The sequence below is a fragment of the Quadrisphaera sp. DSM 44207 genome (assembly GCF_900101335.1).
Taxonomy (GTDB): domain Bacteria; phylum Actinomycetota; class Actinomycetes; order Actinomycetales; family Quadrisphaeraceae; genus DSM-44207.
In genome coordinates this window covers 45,282-59,510 of the sequence record NZ_FNKA01000002.1, presented here as the reverse complement: position 1 = coordinate 59,510, position 14,229 = coordinate 45,282, and the positions used below count along the sequence as shown (strand labels likewise).

Here is a 14,229-nt window from a genome sequence, read left to right as displayed (position 1 = left end):
GTGAGCGCGCACGAGCACCCCGGCGAGGCCCACCGCGGCTCGGTGCTAGCCCGGCTGACCTGGCTGTGCGCCGGCGTGCTCGGCGCCAACGACGGCATCGTCTCCACCGCGGGGCTCGTGGTCGGGGTGGCGGGCGCGACGAGCGCGCGGGGGCCGGTGCTGCTCGCCGGCGTCGCGGGCGTGGTGGCCGGCGCGCTGTCGATGGCCGGCGGGGAGTACGTGTCGGTGAGCACCCAGCGCGACACCGAGCGGGCGGTGCTGGCCCGCGAGCGGTGGGAGCTGGAGCACCTGCCCGACGAGGAGCTGGCGGAGCTGGCGCAGATGTACGCCGACCGCGGGCTGCCGGGTCCGCTGGCCCACCAGGTGGCCCGGGCTCTGACGGACCACGACGCGCTGGCCGCCCACGCCGCGGTCGAGCTGGGGATCGACCCGGACGAGCGCAGCGACCCGTGGCGGGCGGCGTGGAGCTCGATGACCGCGTCCGCCGCCGGCGCCCTGCTGCCGCTGCTCGCGGTGCTGCTGCCGCCGCTGACCTGGCGCGTGCCCGTCACGGCGGCGGCGGTGCTCCTCGCGCTGGCCCTGACCGGATGGGCCTCCGCCCGCACGGGCGGGGCGCCCGCGCGGCCCGCGGTGCTGCGCACGGTGGGGGTGGGCGCCGCCGCCATGGCGGTCACGTGGACGACGGGTGCGCTGGTGGGCGCGCAGATCGGGTGAGCGCGCCTCAGGCGGCGGAGACGAGGGCCTTGCGCTCCAGGCGCGGCGCCTCGATCGTCACCGGCTCGACGGCGGTGGCGGCGGTGGCGGCGGTGGCGGCGTCGACGCCGTCGCGCTCGAGCGCGGCCTCCAGCTCACCGGTGCCCGGCAGCAGCCGCGCCGGCTCCTCGACGGCCGCCACCCGATCGCTCACCTCGCGCAGCACCGTGGACATCGGCACGTCGAGGGCGTCGCAGATGGAGGACAGCAGCTCCGAGGACGCCTCCTTCTGGCCGCGCTCGACCTCGGAGAGGTAGCCCAGGGAGACGCGGGCCGCACCGGAGACCTCGCGCAGGGTGCGCCCCTGCTGCTGGCGAGCGGCGCGCAGCACGTCGCCGATCTCGCGCCGGAGCAGGACCACGGGCCGCCTCCCTTCGCTCGTCCGGTCTGCGGCGGTCCGGGGGAGGACGCCGGTCGGCGCTGGTGGCGCCGTGGCACCACGGTACCCCGGACCGCTGGGGACCCCCGCGGTGCGGGAGCGCGTCGGTGCGTCGGGGCGCTGCGGCGGGCGCCCGGCGGCGGAGGGGCGGGCGGGAGCGAGAGGACGGGGGCGGGCCGGGGACCGCGGGTCGCGCGGCAGGGGGTGGACCATCACCGGGTACAACGTCCCCGCCCGGGGCGGCGTTCCGGCGGTGACCCGCTGTGGCGGCCCTCACGCCGGTGCGGTGGCGGCGGCCAGCAGCCGCAGCGCCGCCGCGGCGGCCGCGGCGCGCACCGCCGCGCGGTCGCCGGGCAGGGCCAGCCGCTCGGCGCGCAGCACCGGGCGGCCGCCCGCGCCGGCCCCGGCGACGGCGACGTGCACGGTGCCGACGGGCTGCCCGCCCTGCGGCCGCGGCCCGGCGACCCCGGTGGTCGCGACCCCGAGGTCGGCGCCGAGCAGGTCCCGCGCGCCGCGGGCCATCGCGAGGGCGACCTGCTCGTGGACGGGCCCGTGCTCCGCGAGCAGCGCCGCGTCCACGCCCAGCACGCCCGCCTTGACGTCGGTGGCGTAGGCGACGACCCCGCCGCGCAGCACCGCGGAGGCGCCGGGGACGTCCGCGAGGCGGGCGCTGACCAGTCCGGCGGTCAGGGACTCGGCGACCGCGACCGTCAGCCCGGCGGCCCGCAGCGCGGCCACGACCGCCGCCGCCTCAGCCGCCGCCTCAGCCGCCGCCTCCCCCGCGGGAGCGCTCGGGTCAGCGGCCGCCACGGGCGGAGCGGCGCAGCCGCACGGCCCGCACCACGTAGTCGGCGCCGGTGACGACCGTGACGACCACGGCGGCCAGGAGCACGGCGAAGGCCGTCCCCCGCGCCACCGCCTCGGCCGCGCCGTCGAACCACGTGCGCAGCGGCAGCAGGTACATGCCCAGGGCGACGAGCTGGAGCACCGTCTTCAGCTTGCCCCCGGACGACGCCGGGATCACCCCGTGGCGGATGACCCAGAAGCGCAGCGCCGTGACCCCGAGCTCGCGCCCGAGGATGACGACGGTGATCCACCACGGCACCTCGCCCAGCCACGACAGCCCGACGAGCACCGTGCCGAGCAGCAGCTTGTCCGCGATCGGGTCGGCGACCTTGCCGAAGTCGGTGACGAGGTTGCGCCGGCGGGCCAGCTCGCCGTCGATGCGGTCGGTGATGCCGGCGAGCACGAACGCCGCGAACGCCAGCAGGCGCAGCACCGGGTCCGCGCCGCCGTCCAGGAGCAGCAGCCAGGCCACCAGCGGCACGAGCGCGACCCGCACCACGGTCAGGACGTTGGCGATGTTGAGGTTGCGCGGCGGCGGCGACGCCGAGGGCACCGCTAGGGGGTCGGCGCGGGTCACGACGGCCTCCCGGCGCCGGCCTCCAGCGGCTCGGCGACGAGGTCGACGCCCTCGGCGGCGACGACGCGCGCCGGCACGAGGGCGCCGACCGGGTGCGCCGCGGCCGGGCCGAGCAGGCGGGTGGTGCCGTCGACGTCCGGGCCCTGGTGCTCGGCGCGCCCGACGGCGGCGCCGTCCTCGACCTCCTCGACCAGCACGGTGACGAGCGAGCCGACCCGCTCCTCGGCGCGCTGGCCGGTCAGCTCCTCCACCAGCCGCGAGAGGCGCGCCACCCGGGCGGCGACCTCGTGCTCGCCGACCTTGGCGTCCAGCGACGCGGCCTGCGTGCCCTCCTCGTCGGAGTACCCGAAGACGCCCACGACGTCCAGGCGCGCGGCGGTGAGGAACCGCTCGAGCTCGGCGACGTCCTCCTCCGCCTCCCCCGGGAACCCGGCGATGACGTTGGAGCGCACGCCGGCGTCCGGGGCGAGGGCGCGCACGTGCTCGAGCAGCCCGAGGAAGGCCTCCGTGCCGCCGAAGCGCCGCATGCGCCGCAGCACGCCCGGCGCCGCGTGCTGGAAGGACAGGTCGAAGTAGGGGACGACGCCGGGCGTGCCGGCGATCGCCTCCAGCAGGCCGGGGCGCACCTCGGCGGGCTGCAGGTACGACACGCGCACGCGCTCGACGCCGTCGACGGCGGCCAGCTGCGGCAGCAGGCGCTCCAGGGCCCGCAGGTCGCCGAGGTCCTTGCCGTAGGAGGTGGAGTTCTCCGAGACGAGGAACAGCTCGCGCGCGCCGCGCTCGGCGAGCCAGCGCGCCTCGGCGAGCACGTCCTGCGGGGGCCGGGAGACGAACGCGCCGCGGAAGGAGGGGATGGCGCAGAAGGTGCAGCGGCGGTCGCACCCCGAGGCCAGCTTCAGCGGCGCCCAGGGGCTGGGGGCACCTCCCGCGTGCGGGGACCCGTCCAGGCGGGCTCGCACCACCCGCGGCCCCGAGGGGGGCGCCGCGCCCGCCGGCAGGTCGCCCGCAGGGCCGTGGCCGGGCAGCGCGACCGCGCCCGCCGCGGCCTGGCGGGCGGCGGGGCTGACCGGCAGCAGCGAGCGCCGGTCGCGCGGCACGTGCGGCGCCGGGGCGCGGCCGTGCAGCAGCCCCTCCAGGTGCGTGGACAGGTCCGCGTAGCTGTCGAAGCCGAGCACCGCGTCGGCCTCGGGCAGGGCCTCGGCCAGCTCCGCGCCGTACCGCTCGGCCATGCAGCCGACCGCGACGACCGCCCGGGTGCGCGGGCGGCGCCTCCCGCCCGCGCCGTCGCCCGACCCGCGCGCGGGCGCGCCCTTGAGGTCGGCGACCTCCAGGAGCACGTCGACGGAGTCCTTCTTCGCCTGCTCGATGAAGCCGCACGTGTTGACGACGGCGACGTCGGCGTCCGCGGGGTCCTGGACGAGGTCCCACCCGGCGCCGGCGAGGCGGCCCGCGAGCTCCTCGGAGTCGACCTCGTTGCGGACGCAGCCCAGCGTGACGAGAGCGACGCTGCGTGCTGGCACGCGCCCAGGGTACGGGTCCGCGCCCGCGTCCACCGGCCCGTCGTGGGGGCCGTGGACGCGAGCGCGCCTCACGCCCGGTCGGTCAGCTGCCAGGCGTCCTCGGACGCCCCGTCGTCCTCGCCGTCGTCCTCGCCGTCGTCCTCGCCGTCGTGCCACCCGGTGCCGTCCGCGCCGGCGCCCGCCGCGGAGGCGCCCGCCGAGGCGAGGGGGGTGGCCCCGCTGCGCGCCGACCCCGCGGTCGCGCCGCCGGAGCCCGCGGCCGCGCCGCCCTGCCCGCGCAGGGACGCCAGCAGCGTCGGCAGGTCGTCGGGCTTGACGAGGACGTCGCGGGCCTTGGAGCCCTCGCTGGGGCCCACGACGTCCCGGGACTCCAGCAGGTCCATGAGCCGCCCGGCCTTGGCGAAGCCCACGCGCAGCTTGCGCTGCAGCATGGACGTGGAGCCGAACTGCGTGGTCACGACGAGCTCGGCGGCCTGCAGCAGCAGCTCCAGGTCGTCGCCGATGTCCTCGTCGACCTCCTTCTTCGCGCCGGTCGACGCGCCGACGTCCTCGCGGTAGTCGGGGTCGAGCTGGCCCTTCACGTGCGCCACGACGGCGGCGACCTCGGTCTCGGTCACCCACGCGCCCTGCACGCGGGCCGGCTTGGAGCTGCCCATGGGCAGGAACAGCGCGTCGCCCTGGCCGATGAGCTTCTCCGCGCCCGGCTGGTCCAGGACGACGCGGGAGTCCGCGAGCGAGGACGTCGCGAACGCCAGGCGCGAGGGCACGTTGGCCTTGATCAGGCCCGTGACGACGTCCACGCTCGGGCGCTGGGTCGCCAGCACCAGGTGGATGCCGGCCGCGCGGGCGAGCTGGGTGATCCGGACGATGGAGTCCTCGACGTCGCGGGGCGCGACCATCATCAGGTCGGCGAGCTCGTCGACGACGACGAGCAGGTACGGGTAGGGGCGCAGCACGCGCTGGCTGCCCGGCAGGGGCTCGACCGCGCCGGCGCGCACCGCCCGGTTGAAGTCGTCGACGTGCTTGAACCCGAACGCGGCGAGGTCGTCGTAGCGGGCGTCCATCTCCGCCACGACCCACTGCAGCGCCTCGGCCGCCCTCTTCGCGTTCGTGATGATCGGCGTGATGAGGTGCGGGATGCCGTCGTAGGCGGTCAGCTCCACGCGCTTGGGGTCGACGAGGATCATCTTCACCTGGTCGGGCGTGGCCCTCATGAGGATCGAGACGATCATCGAGTTGACGAAGCTGGACTTGCCCGCGCCGGTGGCGCCCGCGACGAGCAGGTGCGGGGTCTTGGCGAGGTTCGCCACGACGTAGCCGCCCTCGACGTCCTTGCCGACGCCCATGAGCATCGGGTGCTCGTCCTTGCGGGCCGCCGAGCTGCGCAGCACGTCGCCGAGGGAGACGGTCTCGCGGTCGGTGTTGGGGATCTCCACGCCGATGGCGGACTTGCCGGGGATCGGCGAGAGGATGCGCACGTCGGCGCTGGCCACCGCGTAGGCGATGTTCTTGCTCAGGGCCGTGACCTTCTCGACCTTCACGCCGGTGCCGAGCTCGACCTCGTAGCGCGTCACGGTCGGGCCGCGGGTGTAGTCGGTGACCCGGGCGTCGATGCCGAAGTTCTCCAGCACCCCGGTCAGCGCCTCGACGACGCGCTCGTTGGCCGGCGTGCGCGTCTTGTGGCTGCTGCCCGTGGCCAGCGCGGCGTCCGGCGGCAGGGTGTAGGTGACGTCGCCGGAGAGGAACAGCTGCTCCACGCGCTCGGGCAGCTGCGTGGTGGGCGGGGCCTCCAGGACGGCGCGGTCCGGCTCGGGGCGGCGCTGCGGCGCGGGCGGGGCCGGGACGGGCACGGTCCGCGCAGCGGCCTCCTCCGCCCGAGCCGCCGCCCGGGCGGAGGCCTGGTGCGCGTCCAGCGCCTCCTGGACCTCCAGGGCCTCCTCGGCCTCCCGCGCCTGCTGGGCCTCGCGGGCCTCGCGGGCCTCCCGGTCGGCGCGCACGAGCGGGGACTCGTAGGCCTCGTCGCCGTCGCGCGGCTCCCCCAGCGGGTGCGCGCCGGCGCGGCGGCGCCGGGCGCGGGCGCGCGGCGCCGGCTCCTCCAGGTCGCCGTCCTGGCCCGTCAGGCGGGAGTAGCCCTCGCGCAGCCGCGAGGGGATGGCGTGCACGGGCGTCGCGGTGACGACGAGCACGCCGAACAGGGCGAGCAGCACCAGCAGCGGCACGGCCACCCAGACGGTCAGCGCCGCGGCCAGGGGCGTGGCGACGAGGTACCCGACGATGCCGCCGGCCTCCCGCACGGGCGCGGCGCCCTCGGTGGGGTTCGGGGACCCGGAGCCGAGGTGGACCAGCCCGGCGACGGCCACGGCGATGGCGCTGAGGCCGATGGCCACCCGGTTGTTGGCCCGGGCGGAGTCGGGGCGGCGCAGCAGGCGCACGGCGCAGACCAGCAGCAGCAGGGGCAGCGCCAGCCCGACCCGCCCGACCGTGCCGCCGACGACCGCGTGCACCACGTCGCCGAAGGAGCCCCGCAGGCCCCACCACTCGCGGGCGGCGACCACGATGGCCAGCCCCACCAGGGCCAGCCCGACGCCGTCGCGCCGCACGTCCGGGTCCAGGTCCGTCCCACCGTCCTCCCGCAGGCGGCGGGCCGTCCCGCCGACGAGGTGCGCCGTCCCCATCCAGGCGCGGCGGACGGCGCGCAGCGGCAGCGGCAGCCTGGCGGGCTCCGCGCGCTGCTCGCGCCCCGCCGGTCGCCGCGTGGACCGGACCGGCGCGCGTCGGGTGCTCTTCGCCCCCCGGCGCGTCGGGGTGCGCGTCGCCATGCACCCACGCTACCGCGCAGTCACATCTTCAACACCCGTCCCACGCCGGGGCCGCCGGACCTCGACCTCGGGCGGAGGTCGAGGTCCAGCCGTGCTCAGGCCTCCAGGACCACCGGGATGATCATCGGTCGGCGGCGCAGCGTCGTGCCCGCCCAGCGCCCGACGACCCGGCGCACCACCTGCTGCAGCTGGTGGGTGTCCCGGGCCCCGTCGCTGGCGGCCTGGGCCAGGGCGTCGGCGATGCGCGGCTTGATGGTCTCGAAGACCGCGTCCTCCTCGGCCACGCCCCGCGCGTGCACCTCCGGGCCCACGACGACCTTGCCCGTGGCGGCGTCGACGACGACGAAGACGGACACGAACCCCTCGTCGCCGAGGATGCGGCGGTCCTTCAGGTCGGCGTCCGTGATGCTGCCCACGGAGGAGCCGTCGACGTAGACGTAGCCGCACGGCACGGCACCGGCGATCTGCGCCCGGCCGTCGCGCAGGTCCACGACGACGCCGTCCTCGGCGATGACCACCCGCTCGCGCGGCACCCCGGTGCTCACGGCGAGGTCGGCGTTGGCGTGCAGGTGGCGCACCTCGCCGTGCACGGGCATGACGTTGCGCGGGCGCAGGATGTTGTAGACGTACAGCAGCTCCCCCGCGCTGGCGTGCCCGGACACGTGCACGCGCGCGTTGCCCGAGTGCACGACCTCCGCGCCGAGGCGGATCAGGCCGTTGATGACGCGGTAGACGGCGTTCTCGTTGCCGGGGATGAGGGAGGACGCCAGCACCACCGTGTCGCCCGTGCCGACCTGGATGCGGTGGTCGCGGTTGGCCATGCGCGACAGGGCCGCCATCGGCTCGCCCTGGGAGCCGGTGCACATGAGCACCACGCGCTCGTCCGGCAGGTCCTCGACGTCGCGCAGGTCGACGAGGACGCCCCGCGGCACGTCCAGGTAGCCCAGGTCGGCCGCGACGCCCATGTTGCGCACCATCGAGCGCCCCACCAGGGCCACCTTGCGCCCGTGCGCGGCCGCCGCGTCGAGGACCTGCTGCACCCGGTGCACGTGGCTGGCGAAGCTCGCGACGATGATGCGCCGCTGCGCGGTGGCGAAGACCCGCTCCAGCGCCGGGCGGATCTCCCGCTCCGACGTCGTGAACCCGGGGACCTCCGCGTTGGTGGAGTCGACCATGAACAGGTCCACGCCGGCCTCGCCGAGCCGGGCGAAGGCGCGCAGGTCGGTGATCCGCCCGTCCAGCGGCAGCTGGTCCATCTTGAAGTCGCCCGTGTGCAGCACCGTGCCCGCCGCCGTGCGCACGGCGACCGCGAGGGCGTCGGGGATGGAGTGGTTGACCGCGACGAACTCGCACTCGAAGGGCCCGAGGCGCTCGACCTGCCCCTCGCGCACGGCGAGGGTGTACGGGGTCAGGCGGTGCTCCTTGAGCTTGGCCTCCACCAGCGCCAGCGTCAGCGTGGAGCCGACGAGCGGGATGTCCGGGCGCAGGCGCAGCAGGAAGGGCACGGCGCCGATGTGGTCTTCGTGCCCGTGGGTGAGCACGAGCGCGACGACGTCCCCGAGCCGGTCGGCGATGTGGCTGAAGTCGGGGAGGATCAGGTCGACGCCCGGCTGGTTCTCCTCGGGGAAGAGCACGCCGCAGTCGATGAGCAGCAGCTTGCCGTCGATCTCGAGCACGGCCATGTTGCGGCCGACCTCGCCCAGGCCCCCGAGCGGGACGATCCGCAGCGCGCCCGGCGCGAGCGCGCGCGGCGGGGACAGCTCCGGGTGCGACTGGCTCACGCCGCCTCCTCCGTCGTCGCCGTGAGCGATGCCCTGCGCTCGACGGTTCGCTCGCTTCGCTCGTTCACAGGACTCCCGCTTCCTCGAGGTCGGCGCGCAGCTGCTCGACCTGGGAGGGCGTGGCCTCCACCAGCGGCAGGCGCACGGTGCGGTGGGCGAGGGTGCCCTGCAGCTGCAGCGCGGCCTTGACCATGATCGCCCCCTGGGTGCGCGTCATGATCGCGGTCACGGCGGGCAGCAGCCGGCGGTGCAGGGCCAGGGCCGTCGCGAGGTCGCCGGCGTCGACCGCCGCGGCCATCTGCGCGTACTGGGCCGCGGCCACGTGGCCCACGACGCTGACCATCCCCACCGCCCCCTGCGTCAGGTGGGCCAGGTTCAGCGTGTCGTCGCCGGAGTAGTAGGCCAGGTCGCAGCCGGCCATGACGACCGAGGAGGCGAACAGGTCCGCCTTCGCGTCCTTGACGGCGACGATCCGCGGGTGCTCGGCCAGGCGCAGCAGCGTGTCGGTGGCGATCGCCACGGCGGTGCGACCGGGGATGTCGTAGAGCATGACGGGCAGGCCCGTGGCGTCCGCGACCGCCTCGAAGTGGCGGCGCAGGCCCTCCTGGGGCGGCTTGTTGTAGTAGGGGCTGACCACCAGCAGCCCGTGCACGCCCGTGGCCTCCGCCGCCCTCGCCCGCGCGACGCTGTGCGCGGTGTCGTTGTTGCCCGAGCCCGCGACGACGGTCGCGCGGTCGCCGACGGCCTCCACCACGGCCGCCAGCAGCGCGTCGTGCTCGCGCTCGGCCAGCGTCGGGGACTCCCCGGTCGTGCCCGCGACGACGAGCCCGTCGTTGCCGGCGTCCACCAGGTGCGCGGCGAGGCGCTGGGCGGCGTCGAGGTCGAGCTCCCCCTCGGCGGTGAAGGGGGTGGCCATCGCGGTCAGGACCGTGCCGAAGGGCCGCGGCCGGGACGGCGGCGGGGCGGCGGGGGCGGACATGGGGGCCACGCTACCGGGGCTCCCCGCGCCGCCCTCCGCGCTCGTCCTCGACGACGGCGTCGAGCGCGTCGTCCAGCATGCCGTCCGCGGAGGCGTCGCCCGACCCGCTCACCGACCCGTTCGCCGACCCGCCGCCCGACCCGTCGAGCGCGGCGCCGTCGTCGGCGACGGGCTCCTGCTCCGGCGCCGGGCGGCCGCCCGGGGCGCTGTCGGCGGCGGCCTGCGCGGCCGCGCGCGCCCGGGCCACGCCCTCCTCGCCGCCCACGGCGCCACGGGTCGCGGCGGCGAGGCGGTCCTTGACCGAGGCCGCGCTCAGGCGCTCCTTCATCGTGGTCGCGTACAGGTCGACGTACTCCTGGCCCGACAGCCGCATGATCTCGTACATGATCTCGTCCGTCACGGAGCGCAGCACGAAGCGGTCGTTCTCCATGCCGGCGTAGCGCGAGAAGTCCAGCGGCCGCCCGATGACGACGCCGACGCGGCGGATCCGCGGGATCGTCCGCCCCACCGGCTGGACGACGTCCGTGCCGAAGAGGGCGACGGGGATGACGGGCACGCCCGCCGTCAGCGCCATGCGGGCCACGCCCGTGCGGCCGCGGTACAGGCGCCCGTCGGGGCTGCGGGTGCCCTCCGGGTACAGCCCGAGCAGCTCGCCGCGCGCGAGCACCCCGAGCCCGGTGCGGATCGCCGCCTCGCTGGCCTTGCCGCCGGAGCGGTCGATCGGCAGCTGCCCGACGCCCTTGAAGAAGCCCGCCGTCAGCCGGCCCTTGACGCCGCGGCCGGTGAAGTAGTCCGACTTCGCGAGGAACGTGACCCGGCGCGGGACGACCAGCGGCAGGAAGACGGAGTCGGAGAAGGAGCGGTGGTTGGCCACGAGGATCGCCGGCCCCGCCGCGGGCACGTTCTCCAGGCCGCGCACCCACGGGCGGAACAGCGCGGTCATCAGGGGGTACAGGACCGCCTTGGCGAGCCAGTAGAACACGCGGTCCTCCTCCCCCGGCGACCGTCGACCGGGTGCCCGCACTCTAGGTCCACGCCGCCGGGTGCGGCAGGAGCGGCGGTCGCCGTGACACCATGACGGCGTGCCCGTCCTGCCCGGCGCCGAGCCCTTCTCCGCCGACGGCGGGGACCGGGCGGTGCTGCTGTGCCACGGGTTCACGGGCTCCCCGCAGGGCCTGCGCCCGTGGGCCCAGGACCTCGCCGACGCCGGCCTGACGGTGCGCCTGCCGCGCCTGCCCGGGCACGGCACCACCTGGCAGGAGATGGCCCGCACCGGCTGGGACGACTGGGTGGCGGCCGTCGCGGCCGAGCTGGCCGCCCTGCGCGCGCGCGGCTGCACGACGGTCGTGGGCGGGCTGTCGATGGGCGGGGCGCTCGCGCTGCGCCTGGCCGCCGACCACCCCGGGGACGTCGCCGGGCTGGTGCTCGTCAACCCCTCCGTGCGCCAGGGCGCCCGCGAGCGCCTCGCGGTGCCCGTGCTGCGCCGGCTGGTCGCGAGCGCCCCCGGGGTGGGGGGCGACCTGCGGGTGCGCGACGTCGCGGAGCTCGCCTACGACCGGGTGCCGCTGGGCAGCCTGCACACCTTCCAGCGCGCCAGCCGCGAGCTCGTGCGCGACCTGCACCGGGTGGTCGCGCCGCTGGTGCTGCTGCGCTCGGCGGTCGACCACGTCGTCCCGCCCTCCAGCAGCGCCCTGGTGCTCTCCTCGGTCTCGTCCACGGACGTGCGCGAGCACGTGCTGGCCGACAGCTACCACGTGGCGACGCTGGACCACGACGCGCCGGCGATCAGCGCCACCACGCTCGACCTCGTGCGGAGGGTGGCGCCGTGAGCGGGACCCCGGAGGACCGGGAGGGCGAGCGGCCCGAGGAGCGCCCGGGGCCCGAGACGCCGCCGGAGCGCAGCGGCGTGGACGTCGAGGCCGCCTGGGCCGACATCGTCGCGCACTGGGACGCCGAGCGGCCGCCCGTCGGCGCCTGGCCCGCCCAGGAGGACACCGAGCCCCTCGACCCCCCCGGCCCAGCCGACCTGACCGGCCCGGTCGCTCCCCCCGGCCCGGTCGCTCCCCCCGGCCCGAGCGACGCGACCCGCGACGCCCGAGACGCCCGCGACCCGTGGACCGGCGAGACCGCCAGGGGGTCAGCCGGAGGGTCAGCCGCGGGGTCCGCCGGGGAGGCCGCGGCGCGCCGTCCCCGCCCGCCCCGGCCGGAGCCGGAGCCGGCGGAGGACCCGGAGGACCGCTTCGTGCCGCCGGAGCCGGCGCCGCTGCGGCCGTCGTGGTCCTCCTGGCTGCCGTGGCTCGGCGCGGTCGGCGCCCCCGTGCTGCTGCTCGTCACGGTCGTGGTGGGCCCGGCCCTGCCCGGGACGGCGGTGCTGCTGCTCGTGGCGGCCTTCGTCGCGGGCGCGGTGGCCCTGGTGCTGCGCCTGCCGACGTCCCGCGACGACGACGAGGACGACGGCGCCGTCGTCTGAGGGCGCTCAGGCGGTGGCGTGTCGGCGGCCGAGGTCGGCCATGCCGACCAGCCCCGCCTGAGCGCCCAGCTGCGCGGCGAGCACGCGGGCCTGCGGCCGGTACCCCCGGCCGGTCAGGGAGCGGGCGAACGCCGCGCGCGCCGGGCCGAGCAGCAGGTCCCCGGCCTCGGACAGGCCGCCCCCGACCACGAACGTGCCGGGGTCGAGCGCCGCTGCGAGGTTGGCCAGGCCCGTGCCGAACCAGGTGCCGACGTCCTCGAGGACCTCCCGCGCGGCCGGGTCCCCCGCCTGCGCCGCCTCGGTGAGCAGCGGCCCGGTCACCGCGTCGGGGTCCCCGCCGGCGCGGCGCAGCAGCTCGTGGGCCACCGGGGAGCCGGAGCGCGCCAGCTCGCGCGCCTCGCGGGTGACCGCGTTGCCCGAGGCGTACTGCTCCCAGCAGCCGCGGCCGCCGCACTCGCAGCGGTGGCCGCCGGGCACGAGCACCATGTGCCCGAACTCCCCGGCCACCCCGTAGCGGCCGCGCTCGAGGCGCCCGTCGAGGACCAGGGCGCCCCCGATGCCGGTGCCGAGGGTGATGCACACCAGGTGGCTCTCCCCGCGCCCGGCACCGAAGCGCCACTCGGCCCACGCGGCGCCGTTGGCGTCGTTGTCGACGAGCACGGGCCGGTCGAGGCGGTTCTGCACGGCGTCGCGCAGCGGCTCGTTGCGCCACGCCAGGTGCGGGGAGAACAGGACCGTGGCGCGGTCCTGCGCCACGAACCCGGCCGCCCCGACGCCCACCGAGACCACCTCGGCGCCGCACACCCGCGCGTGGGCGGCGAGCTCGCCCACCACCTCCACGATGGTGTCCTCGACGGCGCCGGCGTCGCGCCCGGGCGTGGGGCGGCGGGCGGTGCACACGACGGCGCCGTCCTCGTCGACCAGGCCGGCGGCGACCTTGGTGCCGCCGATGTCGACCCCGACGGCGAGGCTCACGGGCGCCTCACCGGATCCGCGCGAGCCCGGCGACGCCGATCATCCCGGCGTCGTTGCCGAGCTGCGCCAGCTCCACTGCCGGCTCGGGGCGGTGGCCGCGCGCGGTCAGCTGGCGCCGGAAGGCGGCGCGCACGGGCTCCAGCAGCAGGTCCCCCGCCGCGGAGACCCCGCCGCCGACGACGACCATCGACGGGTCGAGCACCGCGACGACGCTGGCCGCGCCCTCGCCGATCCAGCGGCCGAGGTCCGCGAGCAGCTCGACGGCCGCCGGGTCGCCCTCGGTGGCGGCGCGGGTCACGTGCGGGCCCTCGATCCGGTGCGGGTCGCCGCCGGCGAGCTCGAGCAGGCGGGCGGCCGCCGGCGGGGCCGTGACGGCCAGCTCGCGGGCCTCGCGCACCAGCGCCCGCCCGGAGGCGTACTGCTCCCAGCAGCCGCGGTTGCCGCACCCGCAGCGGAAACCGTCGGGCACCACGCGCAGGTGCCCGAGCTCCCCGGCGAAGCCGGCGGGCCCGCGCAGCAGGTGCCCGCCCGTGACGATGCCGCCGCCGAGCCCGGTGCCGATGGTCAGCAGCACCATGTCCTGCACCGCCCGGCCGGCGCCGTGGACGAACTCGCCCCAGGCGGCGGCGTTGGCGTCGTTCTCGACGACCACGGGCAGGTGGAGCTGGCGCTCGAGGTCCGCGCGCAGCGGCTCGTCGCGCCAGGCGAGGTTCGGCGCGAAGGTGACCACCGACCGGGTGGCGTCGACGAACCCGGCGGCGGCCACGCCGACGGCCTCGGTCTCGTGCTCGGCGCGCAGCTCGCGCACGGCGTCCACGACGGCGTCCTCGATGGCCTGCACGTCCGTGGCCGGCGTCTCGCGCCGCACGCGGGCGAGGATGCGCCCGTCCTCGGTGACCACGCCGGCGGCGATCTTCGTGCCGCCGATGTCCACGCCGATGGTGTGCACGCTGCCGCCTCCTCCTCCCGCTCCGGGCCGCGCCCGGAGCGCGGCGCCAGCCGGGGAGGCTATCGGCGGCCCCGCCGGGCCCGCACCGCGGTGCCGCCGTGCGGGCGATCCTGCACCCCCGCGAGCGGCCGTCCCGATAGGCTCGTCCTCCTCCGCCGCAGCGCCGTGGCGCCGAGCCAGA

General features: G+C 77.2%; 13 protein-coding genes. 3 read left to right on the top strand and 10 right to left on the bottom strand.

The genetic code is table 11. The features are described 5' to 3' along the window. A complete protein-coding gene (locus BLS82_RS06385) occupies positions 1-714 on the top strand; it encodes a VIT1/CCC1 transporter family protein (RefSeq protein ID WP_092863014.1) in 714 nt (237 codons plus the stop codon). Positions 715-721: 7 nt separating this feature from the next. Here BLS82_RS06385 and BLS82_RS16595 read toward each other — a convergent pair whose 3' ends face one another. The 8 genes from BLS82_RS16595 to BLS82_RS06345 all read right to left on the bottom strand — a co-directional run bounded on the left by BLS82_RS16595 (position 722) and on the right by BLS82_RS06345 (position 10,636). After that, entirely contained in the window at positions 722-1,114 is a 393-nt protein-coding gene (locus BLS82_RS16595; RefSeq protein ID WP_092863011.1) for a helix-turn-helix domain-containing protein, read from the bottom strand. A gap of 291 nt (positions 1,115-1,405) precedes the next feature. Next, complete coding sequence (locus tag BLS82_RS06375) at positions 1,406-1,870, bottom strand: CinA family protein (protein WP_092864863.1); 465 nt, start codon at positions 1,868-1,870, stop codon at positions 1,406-1,408. A 58-nt stretch (positions 1,871-1,928) separates the two neighbouring features. Beyond that, positions 1,929-2,555: a CDP-diacylglycerol--glycerol-3-phosphate 3-phosphatidyltransferase gene (gene pgsA, locus BLS82_RS06370; RefSeq protein ID WP_092863008.1), complete on the bottom strand. Its 627-nt coding sequence runs from the start codon at positions 2,553-2,555 to the stop codon at positions 1,929-1,931. Further along, entirely contained in the window at positions 2,552-4,075 is a 1,524-nt protein-coding gene (locus BLS82_RS06365; RefSeq protein WP_092864860.1) for a MiaB/RimO family radical SAM methylthiotransferase, read from the bottom strand. Before BLS82_RS06365 ends, pgsA begins: the two co-directional genes overlap by 4 nt. Before the next feature lie 68 nt (positions 4,076-4,143). Next, positions 4,144-6,894 (bottom strand): DNA translocase FtsK, encoded by a 2,751-nt coding sequence (locus tag BLS82_RS06360; protein ID WP_092863005.1) that lies wholly within the window; start codon positions 6,892-6,894, stop codon positions 4,144-4,146. A gap of 95 nt (positions 6,895-6,989) precedes the next feature. Continuing rightward, complete coding sequence (locus BLS82_RS06355) at positions 6,990-8,675, bottom strand: ribonuclease J (RefSeq protein WP_092863002.1); 1,686 nt, start codon at positions 8,673-8,675, stop codon at positions 6,990-6,992. Positions 8,676-8,739: 64 nt separating this feature from the next. Beyond that, complete coding sequence (dapA, locus tag BLS82_RS06350; protein ID WP_092864857.1) at positions 8,740-9,654, bottom strand: 4-hydroxy-tetrahydrodipicolinate synthase; 915 nt, start codon at positions 9,652-9,654, stop codon at positions 8,740-8,742. 10 nt (positions 9,655-9,664) lie between these two features. Continuing rightward, positions 9,665-10,636 carry a lysophospholipid acyltransferase family protein gene (locus BLS82_RS06345; RefSeq protein WP_092863000.1) on the bottom strand — a complete coding sequence of 324 codons (972 nt, stop codon included), beginning with the start codon at positions 10,634-10,636 and terminating at the stop codon, positions 9,665-9,667. Between the two features lie 100 nt (positions 10,637-10,736). Here BLS82_RS06345 and BLS82_RS06340 point away from each other — a divergent pair, with 100 nt between their 5' ends. Both BLS82_RS06340 and BLS82_RS06335 read left to right on the top strand, forming a co-directional pair. After that, entirely contained in the window at positions 10,737-11,483 is a 747-nt protein-coding gene (locus tag BLS82_RS06340; protein ID WP_092862997.1) for an alpha/beta hydrolase, read from the top strand. Continuing rightward, entirely contained in the window at positions 11,480-12,124 is a 645-nt protein-coding gene (locus BLS82_RS06335; RefSeq protein ID WP_092862994.1) for a hypothetical protein, read from the top strand. Before BLS82_RS06340 ends, BLS82_RS06335 begins: the two co-directional genes overlap by 4 nt. 6 nt (positions 12,125-12,130) lie before the next feature. On the opposite strand, the gene BLS82_RS06330 is transcribed toward BLS82_RS06335, so the two are convergent. Both BLS82_RS06330 and BLS82_RS06325 read right to left on the bottom strand, forming a co-directional pair. Continuing rightward, on the bottom strand, positions 12,131-13,099 hold the full coding sequence (locus tag BLS82_RS06330; RefSeq protein ID WP_092862991.1) for an ROK family glucokinase: 969 nt from the start codon (positions 13,097-13,099) through the stop codon (positions 12,131-12,133). Positions 13,100-13,106: 7 nt separating this feature from the next. Next, positions 13,107-14,048 carry an ROK family glucokinase gene (locus BLS82_RS06325; protein ID WP_092862988.1) on the bottom strand — a complete coding sequence of 314 codons (942 nt, stop codon included), beginning with the start codon at positions 14,046-14,048 and terminating at the stop codon, positions 13,107-13,109. Between the last annotated feature and the right edge of the window lie 181 nt (positions 14,049-14,229).